General features: G+C 57.1%; 26 protein-coding genes. 19 read left to right on the forward strand and 7 right to left on the reverse strand.

Annotated features, from left to right (window positions below; translation table 11 throughout):
* The first annotated feature begins 9 nt into the window (after nucleotides 1-9).
* The 17 genes from rplE (at nucleotide 10) to bfr (ending at nucleotide 10,237) form a co-directional block, all read left to right on the forward strand.
* A complete protein-coding gene (gene rplE / locus FBY04_RS28755) occupies nucleotides 10-549 on the forward strand; it encodes a 50S ribosomal protein L5 (RefSeq protein WP_003176415.1) in 540 nt (179 codons plus the stop codon).
* Nucleotides 550-562: 13 nt separating this feature from the next.
* Nucleotides 563-868, forward strand: coding sequence for a 30S ribosomal protein S14 (rpsN, locus tag FBY04_RS28760; RefSeq protein WP_003176414.1), 306 nt, complete (start codon nucleotides 563-565; stop codon nucleotides 866-868).
* A gap of 210 nt (nucleotides 869-1,078) precedes the next feature.
* Nucleotides 1,079-1,471 carry a 30S ribosomal protein S8 gene (gene rpsH, locus FBY04_RS28765; RefSeq protein WP_003186040.1) on the forward strand — a complete coding sequence of 131 codons (393 nt, stop codon included), beginning with the start codon at nucleotides 1,079-1,081 and terminating at the stop codon, nucleotides 1,469-1,471.
* 12 nt (nucleotides 1,472-1,483) lie between these two features.
* Nucleotides 1,484-2,017: a 50S ribosomal protein L6 gene (rplF, locus tag FBY04_RS28770; RefSeq protein ID WP_145318730.1), complete on the forward strand. Its 534-nt coding sequence runs from the start codon at nucleotides 1,484-1,486 to the stop codon at nucleotides 2,015-2,017.
* A gap of 10 nt (nucleotides 2,018-2,027) precedes the next feature.
* Nucleotides 2,028-2,378, forward strand: a complete 351-nt coding sequence (gene rplR, locus FBY04_RS28775) for a 50S ribosomal protein L18 (RefSeq protein ID WP_003186037.1) — start codon at nucleotides 2,028-2,030, stop codon at nucleotides 2,376-2,378.
* Nucleotides 2,379-2,381: 3 nt separating this feature from the next.
* Nucleotides 2,382-2,882 (forward strand): 30S ribosomal protein S5, encoded by a 501-nt coding sequence (gene rpsE / locus FBY04_RS28780; protein WP_003186035.1) that lies wholly within the window; start codon nucleotides 2,382-2,384, stop codon nucleotides 2,880-2,882.
* Between the two features lie 2 nt (nucleotides 2,883-2,884).
* Nucleotides 2,885-3,061: a 50S ribosomal protein L30 gene (gene rpmD / locus FBY04_RS28785; protein WP_003186033.1), complete on the forward strand. Its 177-nt coding sequence runs from the start codon at nucleotides 2,885-2,887 to the stop codon at nucleotides 3,059-3,061.
* A gap of 3 nt (nucleotides 3,062-3,064) precedes the next feature.
* The gene (rplO, locus tag FBY04_RS28790) at nucleotides 3,065-3,502 is read left to right on the forward strand and encodes a 50S ribosomal protein L15 (protein ID WP_007896782.1); all 438 of its coding nucleotides are present in this window, start codon (nucleotides 3,065-3,067) and stop codon (nucleotides 3,500-3,502) included.
* Nucleotides 3,503-4,831: a preprotein translocase subunit SecY gene (gene secY, locus FBY04_RS28795; RefSeq protein WP_003228718.1), complete on the forward strand. Its 1,329-nt coding sequence runs from the start codon at nucleotides 3,503-3,505 to the stop codon at nucleotides 4,829-4,831.
* Nucleotides 4,832-4,858: 27 nt separating this feature from the next.
* On the forward strand, nucleotides 4,859-4,975 hold the full coding sequence (gene rpmJ / locus FBY04_RS28800; protein ID WP_002555468.1) for a 50S ribosomal protein L36: 117 nt from the start codon (nucleotides 4,859-4,861) through the stop codon (nucleotides 4,973-4,975).
* A gap of 130 nt (nucleotides 4,976-5,105) precedes the next feature.
* Nucleotides 5,106-5,462, forward strand: a complete 357-nt coding sequence (rpsM, locus tag FBY04_RS28805) for a 30S ribosomal protein S13 (RefSeq protein ID WP_003186020.1) — start codon at nucleotides 5,106-5,108, stop codon at nucleotides 5,460-5,462.
* A 30-nt stretch (nucleotides 5,463-5,492) separates the two neighbouring features.
* A complete protein-coding gene (gene rpsK, locus FBY04_RS28810) occupies nucleotides 5,493-5,882 on the forward strand; it encodes a 30S ribosomal protein S11 (protein WP_002555466.1) in 390 nt (129 codons plus the stop codon).
* Between the two features lie 18 nt (nucleotides 5,883-5,900).
* Complete coding sequence (gene rpsD / locus FBY04_RS28815; RefSeq protein WP_003210056.1) at nucleotides 5,901-6,521, forward strand: 30S ribosomal protein S4; 621 nt, start codon at nucleotides 5,901-5,903, stop codon at nucleotides 6,519-6,521.
* A 22-nt stretch (nucleotides 6,522-6,543) separates the two neighbouring features.
* Nucleotides 6,544-7,545: a DNA-directed RNA polymerase subunit alpha gene (gene rpoA, locus FBY04_RS28820; RefSeq protein WP_003186012.1), complete on the forward strand. Its 1,002-nt coding sequence runs from the start codon at nucleotides 6,544-6,546 to the stop codon at nucleotides 7,543-7,545.
* 42 nt (nucleotides 7,546-7,587) lie between these two features.
* A complete protein-coding gene (gene rplQ / locus FBY04_RS28825) occupies nucleotides 7,588-7,974 on the forward strand; it encodes a 50S ribosomal protein L17 (protein ID WP_007943777.1) in 387 nt (128 codons plus the stop codon).
* 194 nt (nucleotides 7,975-8,168) lie between these two features.
* A complete protein-coding gene (locus FBY04_RS28830; RefSeq protein WP_084319636.1) occupies nucleotides 8,169-9,623 on the forward strand; it encodes a catalase in 1,455 nt (484 codons plus the stop codon).
* A 149-nt stretch (nucleotides 9,624-9,772) separates the two neighbouring features.
* Nucleotides 9,773-10,237, forward strand: coding sequence for a bacterioferritin (gene bfr / locus FBY04_RS28835; protein ID WP_084319637.1), 465 nt, complete (start codon nucleotides 9,773-9,775; stop codon nucleotides 10,235-10,237).
* A 136-nt stretch (nucleotides 10,238-10,373) separates the two neighbouring features.
* On the opposite strand, the gene uvrA is transcribed toward bfr, so the two are convergent.
* Nucleotides 10,374-13,208 carry an excinuclease ABC subunit UvrA gene (gene uvrA / locus FBY04_RS28840; protein WP_084319639.1) on the reverse strand — a complete coding sequence of 945 codons (2,835 nt, stop codon included), beginning with the start codon at nucleotides 13,206-13,208 and terminating at the stop codon, nucleotides 10,374-10,376.
* Nucleotides 13,209-13,399: 191 nt separating this feature from the next.
* Between uvrA and FBY04_RS28845 the strand changes: the two genes are divergently transcribed.
* Both FBY04_RS28845 and FBY04_RS28850 read left to right on the forward strand, forming a co-directional pair.
* Nucleotides 13,400-14,797, forward strand: a complete 1,398-nt coding sequence (locus tag FBY04_RS28845; RefSeq protein WP_084319641.1) for an MFS transporter — start codon at nucleotides 13,400-13,402, stop codon at nucleotides 14,795-14,797.
* A gap of 9 nt (nucleotides 14,798-14,806) precedes the next feature.
* Nucleotides 14,807-15,334: a single-stranded DNA-binding protein gene (locus tag FBY04_RS28850; protein ID WP_056743429.1), complete on the forward strand. Its 528-nt coding sequence runs from the start codon at nucleotides 14,807-14,809 to the stop codon at nucleotides 15,332-15,334.
* 187 nt (nucleotides 15,335-15,521) lie between these two features.
* Here FBY04_RS28850 and FBY04_RS28855 read toward each other — a convergent pair whose 3' ends face one another.
* From FBY04_RS28855 to FBY04_RS28880, 6 genes are all read right to left on the reverse strand, one after another.
* The gene (locus tag FBY04_RS28855; protein ID WP_084319643.1) at nucleotides 15,522-17,726 is read right to left on the reverse strand and encodes an OsmC domain/YcaO domain-containing protein; all 2,205 of its coding nucleotides are present in this window, start codon (nucleotides 17,724-17,726) and stop codon (nucleotides 15,522-15,524) included.
* 156 nt (nucleotides 17,727-17,882) lie between these two features.
* Nucleotides 17,883-19,040 carry a glutathionylspermidine synthase family protein gene (locus FBY04_RS28860; protein WP_084319644.1) on the reverse strand — a complete coding sequence of 386 codons (1,158 nt, stop codon included), beginning with the start codon at nucleotides 19,038-19,040 and terminating at the stop codon, nucleotides 17,883-17,885.
* Between the two features lie 12 nt (nucleotides 19,041-19,052).
* Nucleotides 19,053-19,766, reverse strand: a complete 714-nt coding sequence (locus tag FBY04_RS28865) for a DUF1190 domain-containing protein (RefSeq protein ID WP_084319645.1) — start codon at nucleotides 19,764-19,766, stop codon at nucleotides 19,053-19,055.
* An 18-nt stretch (nucleotides 19,767-19,784) separates the two neighbouring features.
* A complete protein-coding gene (locus FBY04_RS28870) occupies nucleotides 19,785-20,213 on the reverse strand; it encodes a DUF350 domain-containing protein (protein ID WP_084319646.1) in 429 nt (142 codons plus the stop codon).
* Nucleotides 20,214-20,227: 14 nt separating this feature from the next.
* Nucleotides 20,228-20,902 (reverse strand): DUF2491 family protein, encoded by a 675-nt coding sequence (locus FBY04_RS28875; RefSeq protein ID WP_145318733.1) that lies wholly within the window; start codon nucleotides 20,900-20,902, stop codon nucleotides 20,228-20,230.
* Complete coding sequence (locus tag FBY04_RS28880; RefSeq protein WP_084319648.1) at nucleotides 20,889-21,923, reverse strand: ion channel; 1,035 nt, start codon at nucleotides 21,921-21,923, stop codon at nucleotides 20,889-20,891. The genes FBY04_RS28875 and FBY04_RS28880 overlap by 14 nt, the downstream gene beginning before the upstream one ends.
* Between the last annotated feature and the right edge of the window lie 5 nt (nucleotides 21,924-21,928).

The raw sequence follows: 21,928 nt of genomic DNA on the forward strand, positions 1-21,928 counted from the left end.
GATGAGACCATGGCACGACTAAAAGAGATTTACTGGAAAGAAATCGCACCGAAGCTTAAGGAAGAACTTAAGCTTTCGAACGTGATGGAAGTTCCACGCGTTACCAAAATCACCCTGAACATGGGTCTGGGCGAAGCGGTCGGTGACAAAAAAGTCATCGAGCACGCAGTTGCTGACCTAGAAAAGATCACCGGCCAGAAAGTCGTTGTGACTTACGCTCGGAAATCCATCGCTGGCTTTAAAGTCCGTGAAGGTTGGCCGATCGGCGTCAAAGTGACCCTGCGCCGTGAGCGTATGTACGAGTTCCTGGATCGTCTGCTGTCGATCTCCCTGCCTCGGGTTCGCGACTTCCGCGGCCTGAATGCCAAGTCCTTTGATGGTCGTGGTAACTACAGCATGGGCGTTAAAGAGCAGATCATCTTCCCGGAAATCGACTACGACAAGATCGATGCTCTCCGCGGTCTGGACATTACCCTGACCACCACTGCCAAGAACGATGATGAAGGTCGCGCCCTGTTGCGTGCTTTCAAATTCCCGTTCCGCAACTGATTGGAGTAGGAAAATGGCCAAGATGAGCATGAAAAACCGCGAGCTGAAGCGTCAGCTCACGGTTGCCAAGTACGCCAAAAAGCGTGCAGCACTGAAAGCTATCATCGTTGATCTGAACGCAAGTCCAGAAGCGCGTTGGGAAGCTACAGTAGCTCTGCAGAAGCAGCCACGTGACGCAAGCGCTTCGCGCATGCGTAACCGCTGCCGCCTGACCGGTCGTCCACACGGCGTTTACCGCAAGTTCGGCCTTGGCCGTAACAAACTGCGTGAAGCTGCAATGCGTGGTGACGTACCTGGTCTGGTTAAAGCCAGCTGGTAAGCACTATCAAAGTCTCGGTGTTCGGGGTCGCAAGATCCTGACCGCCGGTGACCTTGAACTTGAATCAAGCCCCTTTTGGGGCTTGATTCATTTGTGGGGTGTGTCTAGAATACCCGGCTCGCCTGAGCCCGTGCTTTTTTCGCGCGGATGTACTCGGCGACACGTAGTAGCCGCAAGGCTAATTTTTTGTGTATTAGGAGCGTCTAGCCCATGAGTATGCAGGACCCGTTAGCGGACATGCTAACTCGAATCCGTAATGCCCAGATGGCTGAAAAGTCCGTCGTAAGCATGCCATCTTCTACTTTGAAGGTAGCTGTTGCCAAAGTCCTGAAGGACGAAGGTTACATTGCGGGTTATCAGATCAGCAGCGAAATCAAGCCACTGCTGTCCATCGAGCTGAAGTACTTCGAAGGCCGTCCGGTCATCGAGGAAGTGAAGCGCGTTAGCCGTCCAGGCCTGCGTCAGTACAAGTCCGTCGATGATCTGCCAAAAGTTCGTGGCGGTCTCGGTGTGTCTATCGTCTCCACCAACAAAGGTGTGATGACGGATCGTGCTGCGCGCGCTGCCGGTGTCGGCGGCGAAGTTCTTTGCACTGTGTTCTAAGGGGGGATAAGCATGTCACGCGTCGCTAAGAACCCCGTTAAGCTGCCAGCTGGTGTCGAAGTCACATTCGCAGGCCAACAGCTTTCGGTGAAGGGTGCCAAGGGCACTCTCGAACTGAACATCCATTCGTCCGTTGAGATCGTTGAAGAAGCTGGTGAGCTGCGTTTCGCTGCTCGCAATGGCGATCAACAAACTCGCGCAATGGCTGGTACCACTCGTGCGTTGGTAAACAACATGGTCCAAGGCGTAAGCCAAGGCTTCGAGCGCAAGCTCCAGCTGGTCGGTGTTGGTTACAAAGCGCAAGCAAAAGGCACAGTGCTGAACCTGGCTCTTGGCTTCTCGCACCCAGTGGATTATGAACTGCCGGAAGGCATCACCGCTGAGACTCCTAGCCAGACCGATATCCTGATCAAGGGCATCGATAAGCAGCTGGTAGGTCAAGTGGCCGCCGAGATCCGCGACTTCCGTCCACCAGAGCCGTACAAAGGCAAAGGTGTGCGCTACGCGGACGAAGTCGTCCGTCGTAAAGAAGCCAAGAAGAAGTAGGGCATAGCAAATGACCGACAAAAAAGTTACTCGACTGCGTCGCGCTCGCAAAGCACGCCTGAAAATGCACGAACTCGAAGTCGTGCGTCTCTGCGTGTTCCGCTCGTCGCAGCACATCTACGCCCAGGTCATTTCGGCCGACGGCAACAAAGTCCTGGCATCTGCCTCGACTTTGGATAAAGAACTGCGTGATGGCGCCACTGGCAACATCGACGCGGCCACTAAGGTTGGCCAGCTGGTCGCTACGCGTGCTAAAGCCGCTGGCGTCTCGCAGGTGGCTTTCGACCGCTCTGGCTTCAAGTACCACGGCCGCGTCAAGGCGCTGGCTGATGCTGCTCGTGAAGCTGGGCTGGAGTTCTAAGTTATGTCAAATAACGACCAAAAGCGCGACGAAGGCTACATCGAGAAGCTGGTTCAAGTTAACCGCGTAGCCAAAACCGTTAAAGGCGGCCGTATCTTCACTTTCACCGCGTTGACCGTGGTTGGTGATGGTAAAGGGCGCGTTGGCTTCGGCCGTGGCAAGTCGCGTGAAGTGCCTGCTGCGATCCAGAAGGCAATGGAAGCTGCTCGCCGCAACATGATCCAAGTTGATCTGAACGGTACCACTCTGCAGTACGCAATGAAGTCCGCCCATGGCGCTTCGAAGGTGTACATGCAGCCTGCTTCTGAAGGTACCGGTATCATCGCTGGCGGCGCTATGCGTGCCGTTCTCGAAGTTGCTGGCGTTCAGAACGTTCTGGCCAAGTGCTACGGCTCGACTAACCCGGTAAACGTGGTTCACGCCACTTTTAAAGGTTTGAAGGCTATGCAGTCTCCTGAATCCATTGCCGCCAAGCGTGGCAAAAGCGTCAAGGAGATCTTCTGATCATGGCTACCGTTAAAGTTACGCTGATCAAAAGCATGACCGGCCGCATCCCTAACCACAAACTGTGCGTTAAGGGTCTGGGTCTGCGTCGCATCGGTCACACTGTAGAAGTACTTGATACTCCCGAGAATCGCGGGATGATCAACAAGGCTTACTACATGCTGCGTGTCGAGGGTTAATCGATGAAACTCAATGATCTGAGTCCAGCGCCGGGTTCCCGTCGCGAAAAGCATCGTCCGGGCCGTGGTATCGGTAGTGGTTTGGGCAAGACCGGTGGCCGTGGCCACAAAGGTCAGTCCTCCCGCTCCGGTGGCACCATTGCTCCAGGCTTTGAAGGCGGTCAACAGCCGCTGCATCGTCGCCTGCCAAAGTTCGGTTTCGTTTCCCTGAAAGCCATGGATCGCGCAGAAGTGCGTCTGTCCGAGCTGGCTAAAGTGGAAGGCGACATCGTCACTGTGCAGTCCTTGAAAGATGCCAACGTGATCAACGTCAACGTACAGCGTGTGAAAATCATGCTGTCCGGCGAAGTGACTCGCGCTGTTACCATCGGAAAGGGAATCGGCGCCACCAAAGGTGCGCGTGCGGCTATCGAAGCAGCTGGCGGCAAGTTCGAGGAATAAATGGCTAAGCAAGGTGCTCTCTCTGCGCTCGGCAAAGGCGGTATGTCTGAACTCTGGGCTCGTCTGCGTTTTCTGTTCCTGGCGATTATCGTCTACCGAATAGGCGCACACATCCCGGTTCCAGGTATCAACCCGGACCGACTCGCGGACCTGTTTCGACAGAATGAGGGGACCATTCTTAGCTTGTTCAACATGTTTTCCGGCGGCGCGCTGGAGCGGATGAGTATCTTTGCACTGGGGATCATGCCGTACATCTCGGCATCGATCATCATGCAACTGATGACCGCCGTCAGCCCGCAGCTGGAGCAGTTGAAGAAGGAAGGTGAAGCTGGCCGTCGCAAGATCAGCCAGTACACCCGCTACGGCACTGTCGTCCTCGCTCTTGTTCAGGCAATTGGCATGTCCATTGGTCTGGCAGGGCAGGGCGTTGCGTTCACTGGTGACTTTGGCTTCCATTTCGTCGCGGTATCCACTTTTGTGGCTGGTGCGATGTTCATGATGTGGCTGGGTGAGCAGATTACTGAGCGTGGTGTTGGCAACGGTATCTCGATGTTGATTTTTTCGGGTATCGTCGCCGGTCTTCCGAGAGCGATCGGGCAGTCTTTCGAGTCTGCACGTCAGGGTGATATCAACATCTTCGCCCTGGTTGCCATCGGTTTGCTGGCAGTAGCGATTATCGGTTTCGTGGTGTTCATTGAGCGTGGTCAGCGTCGTATTGCTGTTCACTACGCCAAGCGTCAGCAAGGCCGTAAGGTCTTCGCTGCGCAGACCAGCCACTTGCCGCTGAAGGTGAACATGGCCGGTGTTATTCCGGCCATTTTCGCGAGCAGCATTTTGCTGTTCCCGGCTTCGTTGGGTGCCTGGTTCGGCCAGTCTGAAGGTATGGGCTGGTTGCAGGACATCTCGCAGTCGATCGCTCCTGGTCAGCCGTTGAATATTCTGCTGTTTAGTGCAGGGATTATTTTCTTCTGCTTCTTCTATACGGCGTTGATGTTCAATCCGAAAGACGTAGCGGAAAACCTGAAGAAGTCCGGTGCCTTTATTCCGGGTATCCGTCCAGGTGAGCAGTCTGCGCGCTACATTGATGGCGTTCTGACTCGCTTGACCATGTTCGGTGCTCTTTACATGACGGCCGTGTGTCTGCTTCCCCAGTTCCTGGTGGTTGCGGCAAACGTACCGTTCTACCTTGGCGGGACCTCGTTGCTGATCGTCGTCGTGGTTGTGATGGACTTCATGTCCCAAGTACAATCGCACCTCGTTTCGCACCAGTACGAATCCCTGATGAAGAAAGCCAACCTGAAGGGTTACGGCAGCGGCATGTTGCGCTGAGTACCCATAAGGTTCGAGGAGTTGGTGATGAAAGTTCGTGCATCGGTGAAAAAGCTGTGCCGTAACTGCAAGATTATTCGCCGCGAAGGTGTTGTTCGAGTAATTTGCAGCGCGGAACCGCGTCACAAACAGCGCCAAGGCTGAGTGTGATTGTGCTTCAAGCCCGGTAGCTAGTGCGCTACCGGGTTGATTATTTGTTATTACAGCGATATTATCTCGCGCCCTATTTCTTGGCTTCCGGGGCGTAGGTAGCTGTCAATTGGAGTCCCACTGAATGGCCCGTATTGCAGGCGTTAACATTCCAGATAACAAGCATACTGTTATCTCGCTGACCTACATCTATGGTGTTGGTCGCACTACTGCACAGAAGATCTGTGCAGTGACTGGGGTAAACCCAGCCGCAAAGATCAAGGATCTGAGCGACGAGCAGATTGAACAGCTGCGTGGCGAAGTGGCGAAGTTCACCACTGAAGGTGACCTGCGTCGCGAAATCAACATGAAAATCAAGCGTTTGATGGACCTCGGTTGCTATCGCGGTCTGCGTCATCGTCGTGGTCTTCCAGTGCGCGGTCAGCGTACCAAGACTAACGCGCGTACCCGTAAAGGTCCGCGTAAGCCGATCCGCAAGTAATCGCCCCAGCGAATCGACAGGAAATTAATCATGGCTAAACCTGCTGCTCGTCCTCGTAAAAAAGTTAAAAAGACAGTGGTTGATGGCATCGCCCACATCCATGCTTCTTTTAACAACACAATCGTGACCATCACCGACCGTCAAGGCAACGCTCTTTCCTGGGCTACCTCCGGTGGTTCGGGTTTCCGCGGTTCCCGCAAGTCCACCCCGTTTGCTGCTCAAGTAGCTGCTGAACGTGCTGGTCAAGCTGCGCTGGAATACGGTCTGAAAAACCTCGACGTTAACGTCAAAGGTCCAGGCCCAGGTCGTGAATCTGCAGTCCGCGCTTTGAACGGCTGTGGCTACAAGATCGCCAGCATCACCGACGTGACGCCAATCCCGCACAACGGGTGCCGTCCGCCGAAGAAGCGCCGCGTGTAATCCAGGAGATTGTAAAGAATGGCTCGTTACATTGGTCCAAAATGCAAACTCGCTCGTCGCGAAGGCACCGATCTCTTTCTGAAGAGCGGCGTGCGCGCGATCGAATCGAAGTGCAACATTGAAGCAGCACCTGGTATCCACGGCCAACGCCGCGGTCGCCAGTCCGATTACGGCACCCAACTGCGTGAAAAGCAGAAGGTCCGTCGTATCTACGGCGTTCTCGAGCGTCAATTCAGCGGCTACTACAAAGAAGCTGCTGGCAAGAAAGGTGCAACTGGTGAAAACCTGCTGCAACTGCTCGAATGCCGTCTGGACAACGTTGTATACCGTATGGGTTTTGGCTCTACTCGTGCCGAATCCCGTCAGCTGGTATCGCACAAATCCGTCAGCGTTAACGGTCAGACCGTAAACGTGCCGTCGTACCAGGTTCGTGCTGGTGACGTGGTCGCGATTCGCGAGAAAGCAAAGAACCAACTTCGCATTGTCCAAGCTCTCGATCTGTGTGCCCAACGTGGCCGCGTAGAATGGGTAGAAGTAGACACTGAGAAGAAGTCGGGCGTTTTCAAGAACGTTCCAGCTCGCAGTGATCTGTCCGCCGACATCAACGAAAGCCTGATTGTCGAGCTCTACTCCAAGTAAGGGCTAGAAAATAGGTGCATCCATGCAGATTTCGGTAAATGAGTTCCTGACACCCCGCCATATTGATGTGCAGGTTGTCAGTCCAACCCGCGCCAAGATCACTCTCGAGCCTCTCGAGCGTGGTTTCGGCCACACCCTGGGCAACGCGCTGCGCCGCATCCTGTTGTCCTCAATGCCCGGCTGTGCAGTAGTCGAGGCCGAGATTGACGGTGTACTTCATGAGTACAGCGCCATCGAAGGCGTACAGGAAGACGTAATTGAAATCCTGTTGAACCTTAAAGGTCTGGCTATCAAGCTGCACGGTCGTGACGAAGTTACGCTGACCTTGTCGAAGAAGGGTTCGGGGGTGGTTACCGCTGCCGATATTCAGCTGGATCATGATGTCGAGATCGTTAACCCCGATCACGTAATCGCTAACCTGGCGTCTAACGGCGCCCTGAACATGAAGCTCACCGTAGCTCGTGGTCGTGGTTATGAACCGGCAGACTCGCGTCAGAGCGATGAAGACGAAAGCCGCAGCATCGGTCGCTTGCAGCTTGACTCTTCGTTCAGCCCGGTTCGCCGCATCGCATACGTGGTGGAAAACGCCCGTGTCGAGCAGCGTACCAACCTGGACAAGCTGGTTATTGATCTGGAAACCAACGGTACCCTGGATCCTGAAGAGGCTATCCGTCGCGCTGCAACCATTCTGCAACAGCAGTTGGCTGCGTTCGTCGACCTCAAAGGTGACAGTGAGCCAGTGGTTGTCGAGCAGGAAGACGAGATCGATCCGATCCTGCTTCGCCCGGTTGACGATCTGGAACTGACTGTACGTTCGGCTAACTGCCTTAAGGCGGAAAACATCTACTACATCGGTGACCTGATTCAGCGTACCGAAGTAGAGCTGTTGAAGACTCCGAACCTTGGCAAGAAATCCTTGACTGAAATCAAGGACGTTCTGGCCTCCCGCGGTCTGTCCCTCGGCATGCGCCTCGACAACTGGCCGCCTGCAAGTCTTAAGAAGGACGACAAGGCGACTGCCTGATCGTCGTAATCACCGAACGTCGTGTTTGGTAAGGAATGAACCATGCGTCATCGTAAAAGTGGTCGTCACCTGAGCCGCACTAGCTCGCACCGCAAGGCCATGTTTCAAAACATGGCAGTGTCGCTGTTCGAGCACGAGCTGATCAAAACTACACTGCCGAAAGCTAAAGAACTGCGTCGCGTTGCTGAGCCGCTGATCACTTTGGCCAAGACAGACAGCCTGGCTAACCGCCGTCTGGCTTTCGACCGTACTCGTTCGAAAGCTATCGTTGGTAAGCTCTTCAACGACCTGGGCAAGCGTTACGCTACCCGTGAGGGTGGCTACCTGCGCATCCTCAAGTGCGGTTTCCGCACTGGCGACAACGCGCCTATGGCGTACGTCGAGTTGGTTGATCGTGCTACCGGCGGTGAAGCTGTATCCGCTGAGTAAGACGTCAGTCTGAAACGAAAAACCGGGCCTTGTGCCCGGTTTTTTGTGGGCGATCAAAAAGTTTAGCCGTACGGCTCGTTAGTTATTTTCTATCGGCGCCTACAGGTTAATGAATTAGTAGGTGTAACGTTCCTGATCAATACTCCCTCTCAGCCGATAGCCGGCAGTTAAAGTCTGACAGAGGAAGAGATCGCATGAGCCAAAACAAAACACTTACAACCGCCAGTGGCGCTCCTGTCGCCGACAACCAGAATTCTCGCTCCGCCGGCCCTCGCGGCCCACTGCTCCTCGACGACTTCCACCTGATCGAGAAGCTTGCCCACTTCAACCGTGAAAACATCCCGGAGCGTCGCGTGCACGCCAAAGGTTCGGGTGCTTACGGTACGTTCACCGTCACGCGTGACATCACCGAGTACACCAGCGCCAAACTGTTTGAGTCCGTCGGCAAGCAAACCCCAACGTTCCTGCGGTTTTCCACCGTGGGAGGTGAGCGCGGTTCGGCCGACACAGAGCGCGATCCACGTGGCTTCGCGTTGAAGTTCTACACCGAGGAAGGCAACTGGGACATCGTTGGCAACAACACGCCGGTGTTCTTCATTCGCGATCCGCTCAAATTTCCGGACTTTATCCACACTCAAAAACGCCTGCCGCAGAGCAACCTGAAAAGCGCGCAGATGATGTGGGACTTCTGGTCGCACTCGCCTGAGGCGCTGCACCAGGTCACCATCCTGTTTTCGGATCGTGGCATTCCAGACGGCTATCGTCACATGCACGGCTTCGGCAGCCACACCTACAGCCTGATCAACGCCAGCGGCGAGCGTCATTGGGTGAAGTGGCACTACAAGACCCAACAAGGGATCAAGAATCTTGCGCCGGCAGAGGCGGCTCGCCTGGCCGGTACGGATCCGGATTACGCACAGCGCGATTTGTTCGGTGCGATTGAGCGCGGTGATTTCCCGAAATGGCGCGTATGCATTCAGATCATGACCGAGGCCCAGGCTGCGGCGCATTACGAGAACCCTTTCGACGTGACCAAAACCTGGTCGCAGAAAGAGTTCCCGCTGATCGAAGTCGGCGAGCTGGAGCTCAACCGCAATCCGCTGAACTACTTCGCTGAAGTCGAGCAGGCGGCGTTCGGACCGAGCAACATGGTGCCGGGTGTCGGCCTGTCGCCAGACCGCATGCTGCAAGGTCGCGTGTTCGCTTACGCAGATGCGCACCGCTACCGTGTCGGCACCAACCACCAGCAACTGCCGGTGAATGCACCTCGCAGCCCGGTCAACAGTTACCAGCGTGATGGCTCCATGGCATTTGGCAGCAATGGAGGTGCCGCGCCGAACTACGAGCCGAACAGCTACGTCGAGTCGCCGAAACAAGCGCCTCGCTATGCTGAGCCTGCTCTGGCATTGAGTGGAGCGGCTGATCGTTTCGATCATCGCGAAGACACCGACTACTACAGCCATGCCGGTGCGCTGTTCCGACTCATGAGTGATGAGCAGAAGGCGCTGTTGGTCAACAACATTGCCGGGGCGATGGCTGGCGTTTCAAGCGATGTGGTTGATCGTCAGTTGCAGCATTTCTTCAAGGCCGACCCGGCGTATGGAGAAGCAATCGCAAAGGCTCTTAACGTACAGCTTAACGAAGTCTAAACGCTAAGCAGAACCGCCCTCATTTGGGCGGTTTTTGCGCTATTTAAACCATTTTTCTCAGAAAATCTTCGCTTTTATCGCGCAAACCGAGTGACCAAACAGTCGCCGTGGTTCAAACTGCAGACTTTCAAGCAGGGAGATGTAGGGCGATGCAAGGCCACCCAGACGTAATCGATTACCTCAACACGTTGCTGACCGGCGAACTGGCCGCGCGTGATCAATATTTCATCCATTCGCGGATGTATGAGGACTGGGGTTTCACCGAGCTCTACGAACGTATCAACCACGAGATGGAAGAGGAAGCAGGGCACGCCGATGCGCTGATGCGTCGTATCCTGATGCTCGAAGGCACGCCGCGCATGCGTCCGGATGACCTGGATGTCGGCACCACCGTGCCGGATATGCTCGCTGCCGACCTGCGCCTGGAATACAAAGTCCGCGCTGCACTCTGCAAGGGCATCGAGCTCTGTGAGCTGCACAAGGATTACGTCAGTCGCGAGATGTTGCGCATCCAGCTGAACGACACTGAAGAAGATCACACCTACTGGCTGGAGAAGCAGTTGGGTCTGATCAAGTTGATCGGTCTGGAGAATTACCTGCAATCACAGTTCTGACGCTGAACTGCAGGAGCACGGCTTGCCGGCGATGGCATCGCTGAAATTATTGTCGTCAGCAATCCGTGCTCCTGCATTCAACACAAAAAAGCCCCTGTCACCGACAAAGTGACAGGGGCTTTTTCATGGGCCTGATTCAGGCCTTGTCGCGAGCCAGCAGCGGCTTGAGGTAGAAACCGGTGTGGGACTGCTTCATCTCGGAGACTTCTTCAGGCGTACCGACCGCAATGATCTGTCCGCCCTTGGAACCACCTTCCGGCCCAAGATCAACCAGCCAGTCAGCCGTCTTGATCACGTCCAGATTGTGCTCGATCACCACCACGGTGTTGCCGTGGTCGCGCAGGCGATGCAGCACGTCGAGCAGTTGCTGGATATCCGCGAAGTGCAAACCGGTAGTCGGCTCGTCGAGGATATACAGCGTCTTGCCGGTATCGCGCTTGGACAGTTCGCGGGACAGTTTCACCCGCTGCGCTTCACCACCGGACAGCGTGGTCGCGGATTGCCCGAGCTTGATGTACGACAGACCGACATCCATCAACGTCTGAAGCTTGCGTGCCAAGGCAGGCACCGCATCGAAGAACACCCGAGCCTCCTCGATGGTCATCTCAAGGGTTTCATGGATGCTCTTGCCCTTGTACTTGATTTCCAGCGTTTCGCGGTTGTAGCGCTTGCTCTTGCAGACGTCGCACGGGACATAGATGTCCGGCAGGAAGTGCATTTCAACCTTGATCAAGCCGTCGCCCTGACAGGCCTCGCAACGTCCGCCCTTCACGTTGAAGGAGAAGCGCCCCGGCCCGTAGCCGCGCGAACGGGATTCCGGCACGCCGGCGAACAGCTCTCGAATCGGCGTGAACAACCCGGTGTACGTCGCCGGGTTGGAGCGCGGGGTGCGGCCGATCGGGCTCTGGTCGATGTCGACGACCTTGTCCAGATGCTCCAGCCCTTTGATGCTGTCGTGAGCGGACGCTTCGAGCGTCGTTGCACCGTTGAGTGCGGTAGCGCTCAAAGGAAACAGTGTGTTGTTGATCAGTGTCGATTTGCCCGAGCCGGACACGCCAGTGACACAGGTCAGCAGACCGATCGGAATATCCAGGTCGACGTTACGCAGGTTGTTGCCGCGAGCACCCTTGAGGGACAGCGACAACTTCTTGTTACGCGGTGTGCGTTTGGCCGGTACGGCGATCTTTACCCGGCCCGACAAGTACTTGCCGGTCAGCGAGTCAGGGTGAGCCATGACCTCGGCCGGCGTGCCTTCGGCGACGATATGCCCGCCATGCACGCCAGCCCCCGGGCCGATATCCACTACATAGTCAGCAAGGCGAATCGCATCTTCATCGTGCTCGACCACGATCACCGTGTTGCCGATATCGCGCAGGTGCTTGAGTGTGCCCAGCAACCGATCGTTGTCGCGCTGGTGCAGACCAATCGACGGTTCATCGAGGATGTACAGAACGCCAACAAGACCGGCACCGATCTGACTGGCCAGGCGAATCCGCTGAGCTTCACCGCCAGACAACGTGTCGGCACTGCGATCCAGCGACAGGTAGTCGAGGCCGACATTGACCAGAAACTGCAGGCGCTCGCGGATTTCCTTGAGAATCTTGTCGGCAATTTCACCGCGACGTCCGGTCAGCTTCAGGACACCGAAGTATTCGCACGCATCGCCAATCGGCAGATTGGTGACGGCCGGCAAAGTCTTCTCGCCCACCCAGACATGCCGCGCCTCGCGACGCAGGCGTGTGCCACGGCAATCCGGGCACGGCTGGGTACTGAGGAATTTGGCCAGCTCTTCGCGCACGGAGGCCGATTCGGTTTCGCGGTAGCGACGTTCCAGGTTCGGCACGATGCCTTCGAACGGGTGCGAGCGTTTGACGATGTCGCCACGGTCGTTCAGGTACTTGAAATCGACGTTCTGCGAGCCGCTGCCGTGCAGGATGAATTTCTGCTGATCGGCCGGCAGGTCGTTGAACGGCACTTCCAGACTGAACTTGTAATGCGAAGCCAGTGACCCGAGCATCTGGAAGTAATAGACGTTGCGCCTGTCCCAGCCGCGAATCGCGCCCTCGGCCAGGGTCAGTTCGCCATTGACCAGGCGCTTGATGTCGAAGAACTGCTTCACGCCCAGGCCATCGCATGTCGGGCAGGCGCCGGCCGGGTTGTTGAAGGAGAACAGCTTGGGTTCCAGTTCGCTGATGGCATGGCCGCAAATCGGACAGGCGAAGCGCGCGGAGAAGATGATTTCTTCACCCGGCTCATCGTCCATCGGCGCAACCAGGGCAATGCCGTCCGCCAGTTTCAGCGCGGTCTCGAACGATTCGGCGAGGCGCTGTTGCAGGTCGGCGCGTACCTTGAAGCGGTCGACTATTACATCAATCGAGTGCTTCTTCTGTTTATCCAGCTTCGGCAGCTCATCCAGTTCGCAGATCCTGCCGTTGACCCGGGCTCGTACAAAACCCTGGGCGCGCAGCTCTTCGAAGACCGAAAGGTGTTCACCTTTGCGCTCGCGAATCACCGGTGCCAGCAACATAAGCTTGCTGCCTTCCGGTTGCGCGAGGACCAGGTCGACCATCTGGCTGACAGTCTGCGCTTCCAGCGGAATGTCGTGATCCGGGCAGCGCGGAATGCCCACGCGAGCGTAAAGCAGGCGCAGGTAATCGTAGATTTCGGTGATGGTGCCGACAGTCGAACGCGGGTTATGCGAGGTCGACTTCTGCTCGATGGAAATGGCTGGCGACAGGCCTTCAATGGTGTCGACGTCAGGTTTTTCCATCATCGACAAAAACTGCCGGGCGTAGGCCGATAGCGATTCGACATAGCGGCGCTGGCCTTCGGCGTACAGCGTGTCGAAGGCCAGGGATGATTTGCCGGATCCGGACAGGCCGGTGATGACGATCAGTTTGTCCCGTGGCAGGGTCAGGTCGATGTTCTTCAGGTTGTGGGTTCGGGCCCCACGAATCAGGATCTTGTCCAAAGTGGCCTCGCTCGGCGGGCGTCGAAAACGTAGGAGTATACGGCCAAATACTGGATGGATGCACACTATCAAACGAGTGGATGACTGTCGTACATGAAGAGTCTGTCAGCGGAGCGCGTCAAAGCGTCGCGATATACCCCGTCAATCGATGGGACTGGTAGAATCGCCGCCGGTTCACATGAGGTTTTTCCATGCACGATCCCCACAGCGAACGCATGAGTGGCAGTGAGACCCGCGCAGCAAGCGGTCTGGCCCTTGTGTTCGCCTTCCGTATGCTTGGCATGTTCATGGTGTTGCCGGTATTGGCGACCTATGGGATGGATCTGGCGGGAGCGACCCCGGCCCTCATCGGGCTGGCGATTGGCGCTTACGGCCTGACCCAGGCGATTTTTCAGATTCCTTTCGGTTTCATTTCCGACCGCATCGGGCGCCGCCCGGTGATTTACCTGGGGCTGATCGTCTTCGCCCTCGGCAGCGTGCTGGCGGCCAACGCCGATTCGATCTGGGGCGTTATCGCCGGCCGAATCCTGCAGGGCGCCGGGGCCATTTCCGCAGCCGTGATGGCGTTGCTGTCAGACCTGACCCGCGAACAGCATCGGACGAAAGCCATGGCCATGATCGGCATGACGATCGGTCTGTCGTTCGCGGTCGCCATGGTGGTAGGACCGTTGCTGACCCGCGCTTTCGGTCTGTCCGGATTGTTTCTCGCCACGGGTGGCATGGCGCTGTTCGGTATCGTGATTGTGATGTTCATGGTGCCGCGCTCGACCGGGCCGTTGCAGCATCGCGAGTCCGGCGTCGCGCGTCAGGCACTGATGCCGACGCTCAAGCACCCGGACCTGTTGCGCCTGGACCTGGGTATTTTTGTGTTGCACGCGATGTTGATGTCGAGCTTCGTTGCATTGCCGCTGGCTCTGGTCGAAAAGGCCGGGCTGCCCAAGGAACAGCACTGGTGGGTCTATCTGACCGCGCTGCTGATTTCTTTCTTCGCCATGATCCCGTTCATTATCTACGGCGAGAAGAAACGCAAAATGAAACGAGTTTTATTGGGCGCGGTGCTGACGCTGATGCTCACTGAGCTATTCTTCTGGCAGTTCGGCGATAGCTTGCGGGCTCTGGTGATCGGGACGGTGGTGTTCTTTACCGCGTTCAATCTGCTGGAAGCTTCGTTGCCGTCGCTGATCAGCAAGGTTTCACCGGCTGGCGGCAAGGGCACGGCGATGGGGGTTTATTCCACCAGCCAGTTCCTCGGTTCGGCGCTGGGCGGGATCCTCGGCGGCTGGATGTTCCAGCACGGCGGTTTGTCGGCGGTATTCCTCGGATGCGCCGGCCTGGCTGCCCTCTGGCTGGCCTTTGCTGTTACCATGCGCGAACCACCTTACGTGACGAGCCTGCGCTTGCCGTTGTCGCCCGAGGCGATCCGCGAAGCGGGTCTGGTCGAGCGCCTGAAGGCCGTCGTAGGGGTAACAGATGCAGTAATCGTCGAAGATGAAGCGGCGATTTACATAAAATTGGACACCGAACTATTGGATCGCACCACCCTTGAGCGCCTGGTGAACAACCCGGCCGAGGCAGCGTGCGTAGCCTAGGAGAACGTTATGGCCCGTGGGGTTAACAAAGTCATATTGGTCGGCACTTGCGGCCAGGATCCCGAAGTTCGCTACTTGCCTAACGGTAACGCCGTGACCAACCTGAGTCTGGCGACCAGCGAACAGTGGACCGACAAGCAAACCGGTCAGAAAGTTGAAAAGACTGAATGGCACCGTGTGTCGATGTTCGGCAAGGTTGCGGAAATCGCCGGTGAATACCTGCGTAAAGGTTCGCAGGTCTACATCGAAGGCAAGCTGCAGACCCGTGAGTGGGAAAAAGACGGTATCAAGCGTTACACCACTGAAATCGTGGTCGACATGCAAGGCACCATGCAACTGCTCGGCGGCCGTCCACAGCAGGGCGACCAACAAGGTGGGGGCAACAACTATCAGCAGTCCGCTCCGGCTCCGCGCCAACAGGCTCCGCGTCCGCAGCAGTCGGCAGCACCGCAACAGTCGCGTCCGGCTCCACAACAGCAGGCCGCTCCGCAGCCAGCTCCGGATTTCGACAGCTTTGATGACGATATCCCGTTCTAGGAAATATCTGAGACTCGACCATAAGGTTTAGCCTCTAAACCCCCGATCAATCCTCTGGACTGGTCGGGGGGTTTCTTTTGCACCTCGTTCTGTAGGAGCCGGCTTGCTGGCGAAGAAGATCACACGGTAAATCAGGCAAACCGTGTCACCGTTCTTCGCCAGCAAGCCGGCTCCTACAGGATTGCGGTCAACGGGATAACGTCGTGACGTTGGCCCGCGCCTGGTGCAGTTTTTTGTAGCTGTCGATCAGGCGCAGGTGCCGGTCGAGGCCCTCCAGTTTCATGCTGGTCGGCGTCAAACCATGGAAGCGCACGCTGCCGTCCACTGAGCCGATCGCTGCATCCATCCGCTCGTTGCCAAACATCCGACGGAAGTTGGCCTCGTAGTCTTCCAGTTCCAGGTCTTCGTCCAGCTTCATCTCCAGCACCACATTGACGGCCTGGTAGAACAAACCGCGCTCAACCGTGTTGTCGTTGTACTGCAGGAACATTTCCACCGCCTCTTTTGCCTCTTCATATTGCTGCAAGGCGAGATAAATCAGCAGTTTCAACTCCAGAATCGTCAGCTGACCCCAGGCTGTATTGTCGTCAAATTCGATGCCGATCAAGGACGTGATGTCGGTGTAGTCGTCCAGCTCGCTTTCCACCAGGCGCTCCACCAGCGCTCGCAGTTCGTCTTCGTCCAGGCGATGCAGGTTCAGGATGTCTTCGCGGAAGAACAGCGCTTTGTTGGTGTTATCCCAGATCAGATCGTCTACCGGATAAATTTCCGAATAGTCCGGCACCAGGATACGGCAGGCCGTTGCGCCGATATGCTCGTAGACCGCCATGTACACTTCTTTGCCCATGCCTTCGAGAATGCCGAACAAGGTCGCGGCTTCCTCGGCATTCGAGTTTTCACCCTGGCCGGAGAAGTCCCACTCCACGAATTCGTAATCCGACTTCGAACTGAAGAAGCGCCAGGACACCACGCCGCTGGAGTCGATGAAGTGCTCGACGAAGTTATTCGGCTCGGTCACTGCATGACCTTCAAACGTCGGCTGGGGCAGGTCGTTGAGGCCTTCGAAGCTGCGACCCTGGAGCAATTCGGTCAGGCTGCGTTCCAGCGCCACTTCCAGGCTTGGGTGCGCGCCGAACGAGGCGAACACACCGCCAGTGCGGGGGTTCATCAACGTGACGCACATCACCGGGAATTCACCGCCCAGGGACGCATCCTTCACCAATACCGGGAAACCCTGTTCTTCCAGCGCCTGAATACCGGCGAGGATCCCTGGGTATTTTGCCAGCACGTGGGCCGGCACATCCGGCAGCGCAAATTCACCTTCGATGATTTCGCGTTTGACCGCGCGCTCGAAAATCTCCGACAGGCACTGCACCTGGGCTTCTGCCAGCGTGTTACCGGCGCTCATACCGTTGCTGAGGAACAGGTTTTCAATCAGGTTGGAGGGGAAATACACGACCTCGCCGTCCGACTGGCGCACGTACGGCAGCGAGCAGATGCCGCGCTCTTCATTGCCCGAGTTGGTATCGATCAGATGGGAGCCGCGCAGCTCGCCGTCGCGGTTGTAAATCTTCAGGCAGTACTCGTCGAGAATTTCAGTCGGCAGCGCGTCTTTACGGCCAGGCTTGAACCAGCGCTCATCCGGGTAATGCACAAATTCTGCATTGGCGATGCCTTCGCCCCAGAACTGGTCGTTGTAGAAGAAGTTGCAGTTGAGCCGCTCGATAAACTCGCCCAACGCCGACGCCAACGCGCCTTCCTTGGTCGCACCCTTGCCGTTGGTGAAACACATCGGCGAGTGTGCATCGCGGATATGCAGCGACCACACATTGGGCACGATATTGCGCCACGAGGCGATTTCAATCTTCATGCCCAGGTCCGCCAGAATGGCCGACATATTGGCAATGGTTTGCTCCAGCGGCAGATCCTTGCCGGCAATGTAAGTGCTCGCTTCTGAACTGGAAGCAGGCATCAACAAGGCCTGGGCATCGGCGTCGAGGTTTTCCACCTCTTCGATCACAAACTCAGGCCCGGCTTGCACCACTTTTTTCACGGTGCAACGGTCGATGGAGCGCAAGATGCCCTGGCGGTCCTTGTCGGAGATGTCCGCCGGCAACTCGACCTGGATCTTGAAAATCTGGTTGTAGCGGTTTTCCGGGTCAACAATATTGTTCTGCGACAGGCGGATGTTATCCGTGGGGATATTGCGTGTGCTGCAGTACAACTTCACAAAGTACGCCGCACACAACGCCGACGAAGCCAGGAAGTAGTCGAACGGACCCGGTGCCGAGCCATCGCCCTTGTAACGGATAGGTTGATCGGCCACCACCGTGAAGTCGTCGAACTTGGCTTCAAGCCGAAGGTTGTCGAGAAAGTTGACCTTGATTTCCATGGGGGATTACCAGAATAACGGGCTAGACGATTTGGACGCCATTATCCGGCTTTTCAGCGGTAAGTCTTGTGGTTGTCTGGTCCTCGATCGGGTTTACACCTGTTTCAACCCGACGCCCGATGCACGGCAGTGGGCTTTTTCACGAACGGTGATTGTTCAGTCGAGTATCAAGTGCGGCAAGAACCGGCTCGAATCCTTGGTGATCAAGCTGTTGTCCTCCCGCACACCAATCCCCGCCGCCTGATCACCGATCACCCAGGAACCGATCAAGGTGTAGCTGTCGCCAAACTGTGGCAACGGCGCAAACTCCTGAAGGATAAACGGCGCGTCTGTGTAGGGGCCGTCCTCTTTCACGATCAGGCCGTCAGCCGTTTGCAGTTCGATGTTGGCGCCTTCCCGCGAGAAGAATGGCTTGCGCACCCAGCCCTTGGGCACCGCTTTGTTCGGGTCGGTATCCAGATGGGCGGCGAGCAGGTTCGGATGGCCTTTGTTGAATTCCCACAGCAGCGGCAGGATGCCTTTGTTGGAGATGATGGATTTCCAGGCCGGTTCGAAAAACTGCGTATCGCTCTGGGCAATCGCTGTACCAAAAGGCTCGTGGAAGATGAACTCCCAGGCGTGCAGTTTGAACAGGTGAGGAATCCAGCGATCTTCAAGATCGACGAAGCGTCCATCACTGGTGAGGCCGATGTCTTCGATGTCGATGTGGCGGGATTCGATGCCGACCTTTTCCGCCACCAGTCGCAGGTAATCGGTGGTGCCTTTGTCCTCGACCGAGTCCTTCATCGAGGCGAAATAGAAGGGCTGTGAGAGCTGCAGTTGAGCAAAGGCCTGATGCAGCTTGGTGTCGATGCTGTTGAACTGGTCGGCGTTCTTGGGCAGCAAGCCGCGTTCGATGCATTGCTCCAGCCAGCCCCACTGAAACGCCGCCGCTTCATACAGGCTGGTCGGCGTGTCGTAGTTGAGCTCCAGCAGTTTGGCGGGGCCGCTGCCGTTGTAGGAAAAGTCCATACGCCCGTAAAGATGCGGATGACCTTCGAGCCATGAAGTACGAACCATGTCATGGAACGGTGCAGGAATGCTCAGGCGCTCCAGCAACGCCTCGCTCTGCACCACGCGGGCCACCAGATCCATGCACATCTCATGAATCTCGGTGGTCGGGTCTTCGAGATCGTTCTCGATCTGCTTGAGCGTGAACTGGTAGTACGCGCTCTCGTCCCAATAAGGTTCATCGTCGATGGTGTGGAACAGAAAGCCGAGGTTCTCGGCAGTTTGTTTCCAGTCATGACGCTCTGCGCAGAGGATTTTCTTCATGGCCCTGTTTCCTTAACTGCTCGACCCGCCGCCGCCCCAGCCGCTGCGTGCACTGGCTTTGCTGCCGAAGCCGCCACGGGAAGTGGACGAGGCAACGGACATCGGTTTGCTGGTGGAACGAATCGAGTCGGCGTAGTTGCTGCTGCCGTATCGCGCCTGATTGGATTTGGTAAAAGTCGAGCCCTTGGCAATCCGCTGGCCGAGCGTCGAAGACGAATAGCTGCCGCGGTCATCCCGATAACGGTAAACCGGCTCGGAGTAGTAGCTGTTGCGGTTGTTGCTCAGCATGTTGCCGATCAGCAGACCGGTCAGCAGGCTGGTGCCGGAGAATCCGGAGCCGCCACTGTTCGCTTCCGAGGCGGGCAGTTGAGCCTTGGCGGCGTCCACCTGGGATTGGGTCACCTCGCCATCGGCGGTCAGTTCGAAGCCGCCCAGTTTCGGGATGAATTTGCCGGCGGAATCCTGCTGGCACCAGTCGGCGACGAAGTCGGCTTCGCAATCGGCCTGGTTGTCGTACACCGGTGCAATGCGCCGATGTTCGGCCATAGCGGTCATGAAGGCGTCCGAGCAGACGTCCACCGGAAGCTTTTCATCGGCGCATTGTTGAACGGACTGGAAGTTGTACTTCTTCTGCATCGAGTAGGTTTTTTCCGTCGGCCCGCAGCCTGAAATCGCCATGGCGACCGAGGCTGCCAGCGACAGCTGAACGTACTTGCTTCGTTTCATCGGGAGCTCCGTGCGCGATCAGTTCTGGGAAGGAGTCATGCAGGCGGCGTTCAACATGCCGACGCTGATGGCCACCGCTGCCACGTAGATGCCCGCAGCGATTTCGCCTTTCTTGATACGCTCGGAGGAGCCTTTGAGCACCAGGCTGGTCATCAGGAATGCCAGCAATTGTACGAACGCGGCGATCACGGCCCAGACGACGAAGTCGAGAATGCTGATCGAGTAGGCAATCACGTTGCTGGCCGGAATCGCGAAACCGATGATCGCGCCACCCAAGGCAATCGCGGCTGCCACGTTGCCCGAACGGATCAGTTCGAATTCTTTGTGCGGGGTGAGGCGGGTGTAGATGAACTGGAACAGCGCGAACAGCACGGCGGCGCCGAGGATGTAAGCAACAAACCCGAACACGGCGGCTTTGTTCAGGGAAATGGAGAGCGCTTCTAGCATGGGTTTCTTCCTTTTTAAAAAGTGTTCAGGTCGGTGGTGTACAGCGAAATGCCCAGCGAAGTGCTCAAGCTGATGGTGCCTTCGGCGTCCTCTTCGACGGAAAACAGCAGGAACTCCCGGCGATCGGTCAGGCCGGTGTCGCGGGCGTACAGCATCGAACGGTGCTCGACTCTGTAGGACTCATCCGGGTTTTTCAGCTGCTCGCTCAACGCCACCAGTTCAGTCTGGCCATCCTCGGTACCCCATTCGCGGGTGTACTCGACGCCGTTGTGTGTGTAAGTCGGCAGCCCGATCAGGCTTTGCGGGCCGGCCAGCCGCCGTAGCTCCGCTTCGCTGCTGATGGTGATGTAGCTGAGGTAGTTGAACAGGATCACTGACTCGACCTGGCCGGCGATGTCGCCGGTGGTGTGCACTTGCAGCCAGTAGTCTTCGTCATTCATGTAGTAGCGCGACAGCCAGGTCGACTGGCCGAGGTCAAGGGTGCCGTTGCTCCAGATCTGTTGGGAGTCCGGGATGGCCACGGCGGTTTTTCCGTCGAGCAGCAATTTGAGCGTGGTGTCGAACATCACGCCTTTGCCCGGCGCCAGACCCAGCGGGCCGGTGGCCGGCTGAGTGTCGCTGGCGGTCCGGTTCGATTCCGTATGCGCGTTCGGGGCCTCAAGCCCCATCAGCTGCTTAAACCATCCCATTGGAGATTTCCTTCAGGCGGGTGGAGGCGATATAGAAGAGTTCGCCGCCGTCAACACGCGTCGCGCTGGGCGGGTTGATCGACGGTTGCCGGGCGCCTTTGGCGCGGTAGCCGATGAGCGTGGCGTTGTGGTGTTCCTTCATCTGCGTGTACAGATCGCCGAACGTAGCGTTGAACGTCTCGGGCAGTTTCATCAAGTATTGGGTGGCGCCTTGGCCCACACACAGCAATTCGTTGATGACCACGGACGAACCCGGATCCTGAGAGGCGCGCACCAGCATCTCGATGGCCATGCTTGATGTGCATTCCAGGCTGGGCGCGTAGGCGCTGGCGAGCGCGGCGATTTCACTGTCATTGAAGTGCGCAACCACATGCCCGACAGGCTTCAGTTGATTGACCGCCAGCACCGTGGCCAGGGTCAGGTCGTCTGAATGGGTTCGCACCAGGACGCGTTCGGCGCCCGGAACACCCGCGCGCAGTAACAGCGTCACCGAGGACAGGCTTTCACCCTTGATGAAAGATGCCTGGCCCGGCATGGGGTTTTCTTCAAGGGTGCAATCGCAAATGACGATCAGGTTGTCGTTGGAGGTTTCATCCTGAAGCAACAATTCAACGACCCGCTCGCTGGCTGCACCCTCCCAGCCGATGAGCACCGTATGCCCGACCTTGCCGGTGTAATCACCTTTGCCCTTCATGCCTTTTCTCCATACATCGATAACGCTGCTGGTGGTTTTACCAATGGCTGCCGTCAACAGCGCAATGCCCCCGAGCATGACCCAGGTGGCCACGAAAATGCGTCCCGCCGATGTCTGTGGCGCGAGATCGCCGTAGCCGACGGTGAGCGTGGTGGTGAGATAGAAGTAGGTAAACGTGGCGGGGGCGGTGAGGTGCTGTTCGCCCAGCAACACCAGGCCCAGATACGCTGTGCTCAGGTGCACGCCCAAGGCAATGACCAGTCCTGCCCAACCGAACCGGTGGAAGAGGGACGAGGCGTACATGCGCAGTAATAGGAAAATCGACATTTCGT

This window comes from Pseudomonas sp. SJZ080, assembly GCF_007828295.1.
GTDB classification, from domain to species: domain Bacteria; phylum Pseudomonadota; class Gammaproteobacteria; order Pseudomonadales; family Pseudomonadaceae; genus Aquipseudomonas; species Aquipseudomonas migulae_A.

Bases quoted from the DNA above. Each gene is read 5' to 3' on its own strand.
- rplE (WP_003176415.1), top strand. From the start codon at position 10: ATGGCACGACTAAAAGAGATTTACTGGAAAGAAATCGCACCGAAGCTT.
- rpsN (WP_003176414.1), top strand. From the start codon at position 563: ATGGCCAAGATGAGCATGAAAAACCGCGAGCTGAAGCGTCAGCTCACG.
- rpsH (WP_003186040.1), top strand. From the start codon at position 1,079: ATGAGTATGCAGGACCCGTTAGCGGACATGCTAACTCGAATCCGTAAT.
- rplF (WP_145318730.1), top strand. From the start codon at position 1,484: ATGTCACGCGTCGCTAAGAACCCCGTTAAGCTGCCAGCTGGTGTCGAA.
- rplR (WP_003186037.1), top strand. From the start codon at position 2,028: ATGACCGACAAAAAAGTTACTCGACTGCGTCGCGCTCGCAAAGCACGC.
- rpsE (WP_003186035.1), top strand. From the start codon at position 2,382: ATGTCAAATAACGACCAAAAGCGCGACGAAGGCTACATCGAGAAGCTG.
- rpmD (WP_003186033.1), top strand. From the start codon at position 2,885: ATGGCTACCGTTAAAGTTACGCTGATCAAAAGCATGACCGGCCGCATC.
- rplO (WP_007896782.1), top strand. From the start codon at position 3,065: ATGAAACTCAATGATCTGAGTCCAGCGCCGGGTTCCCGTCGCGAAAAG.
- secY (WP_003228718.1), top strand. From the start codon at position 3,503: ATGGCTAAGCAAGGTGCTCTCTCTGCGCTCGGCAAAGGCGGTATGTCT.
- rpmJ (WP_002555468.1), top strand. From the start codon at position 4,859: ATGAAAGTTCGTGCATCGGTGAAAAAGCTGTGCCGTAACTGCAAGATT.
- rpsM (WP_003186020.1), top strand. From the start codon at position 5,106: ATGGCCCGTATTGCAGGCGTTAACATTCCAGATAACAAGCATACTGTT.
- rpsK (WP_002555466.1), top strand. From the start codon at position 5,493: ATGGCTAAACCTGCTGCTCGTCCTCGTAAAAAAGTTAAAAAGACAGTG.
- rpsD (WP_003210056.1), top strand. From the start codon at position 5,901: ATGGCTCGTTACATTGGTCCAAAATGCAAACTCGCTCGTCGCGAAGGC.
- rpoA (WP_003186012.1), top strand. From the start codon at position 6,544: ATGCAGATTTCGGTAAATGAGTTCCTGACACCCCGCCATATTGATGTG.
- rplQ (WP_007943777.1), top strand. From the start codon at position 7,588: ATGCGTCATCGTAAAAGTGGTCGTCACCTGAGCCGCACTAGCTCGCAC.
- FBY04_RS28830 (WP_084319636.1), top strand. From the start codon at position 8,169: ATGAGCCAAAACAAAACACTTACAACCGCCAGTGGCGCTCCTGTCGCC.
- bfr (WP_084319637.1), top strand. From the start codon at position 9,773: ATGCAAGGCCACCCAGACGTAATCGATTACCTCAACACGTTGCTGACC.
- FBY04_RS28845 (WP_084319641.1), top strand. From the start codon at position 13,400: ATGCACGATCCCCACAGCGAACGCATGAGTGGCAGTGAGACCCGCGCA.
- FBY04_RS28850 (WP_056743429.1), top strand. From the start codon at position 14,807: ATGGCCCGTGGGGTTAACAAAGTCATATTGGTCGGCACTTGCGGCCAG.
- FBY04_RS28855 (WP_084319643.1), bottom strand. From the start codon at position 17,726: ATGGAAATCAAGGTCAACTTTCTCGACAACCTTCGGCTTGAAGCCAAG.
- FBY04_RS28860 (WP_084319644.1), bottom strand. From the start codon at position 19,040: ATGAAGAAAATCCTCTGCGCAGAGCGTCATGACTGGAAACAAACTGCC.
- FBY04_RS28865 (WP_084319645.1), bottom strand. From the start codon at position 19,766: ATGAAACGAAGCAAGTACGTTCAGCTGTCGCTGGCAGCCTCGGTCGCC.
- FBY04_RS28870 (WP_084319646.1), bottom strand. From the start codon at position 20,213: ATGCTAGAAGCGCTCTCCATTTCCCTGAACAAAGCCGCCGTGTTCGGG.
- FBY04_RS28875 (WP_145318733.1), bottom strand. From the start codon at position 20,902: ATGGGATGGTTTAAGCAGCTGATGGGGCTTGAGGCCCCGAACGCGCAT.
- FBY04_RS28880 (WP_084319648.1), bottom strand. From the start codon at position 21,923: ATGTCGATTTTCCTATTACTGCGCATGTACGCCTCGTCCCTCTTCCAC.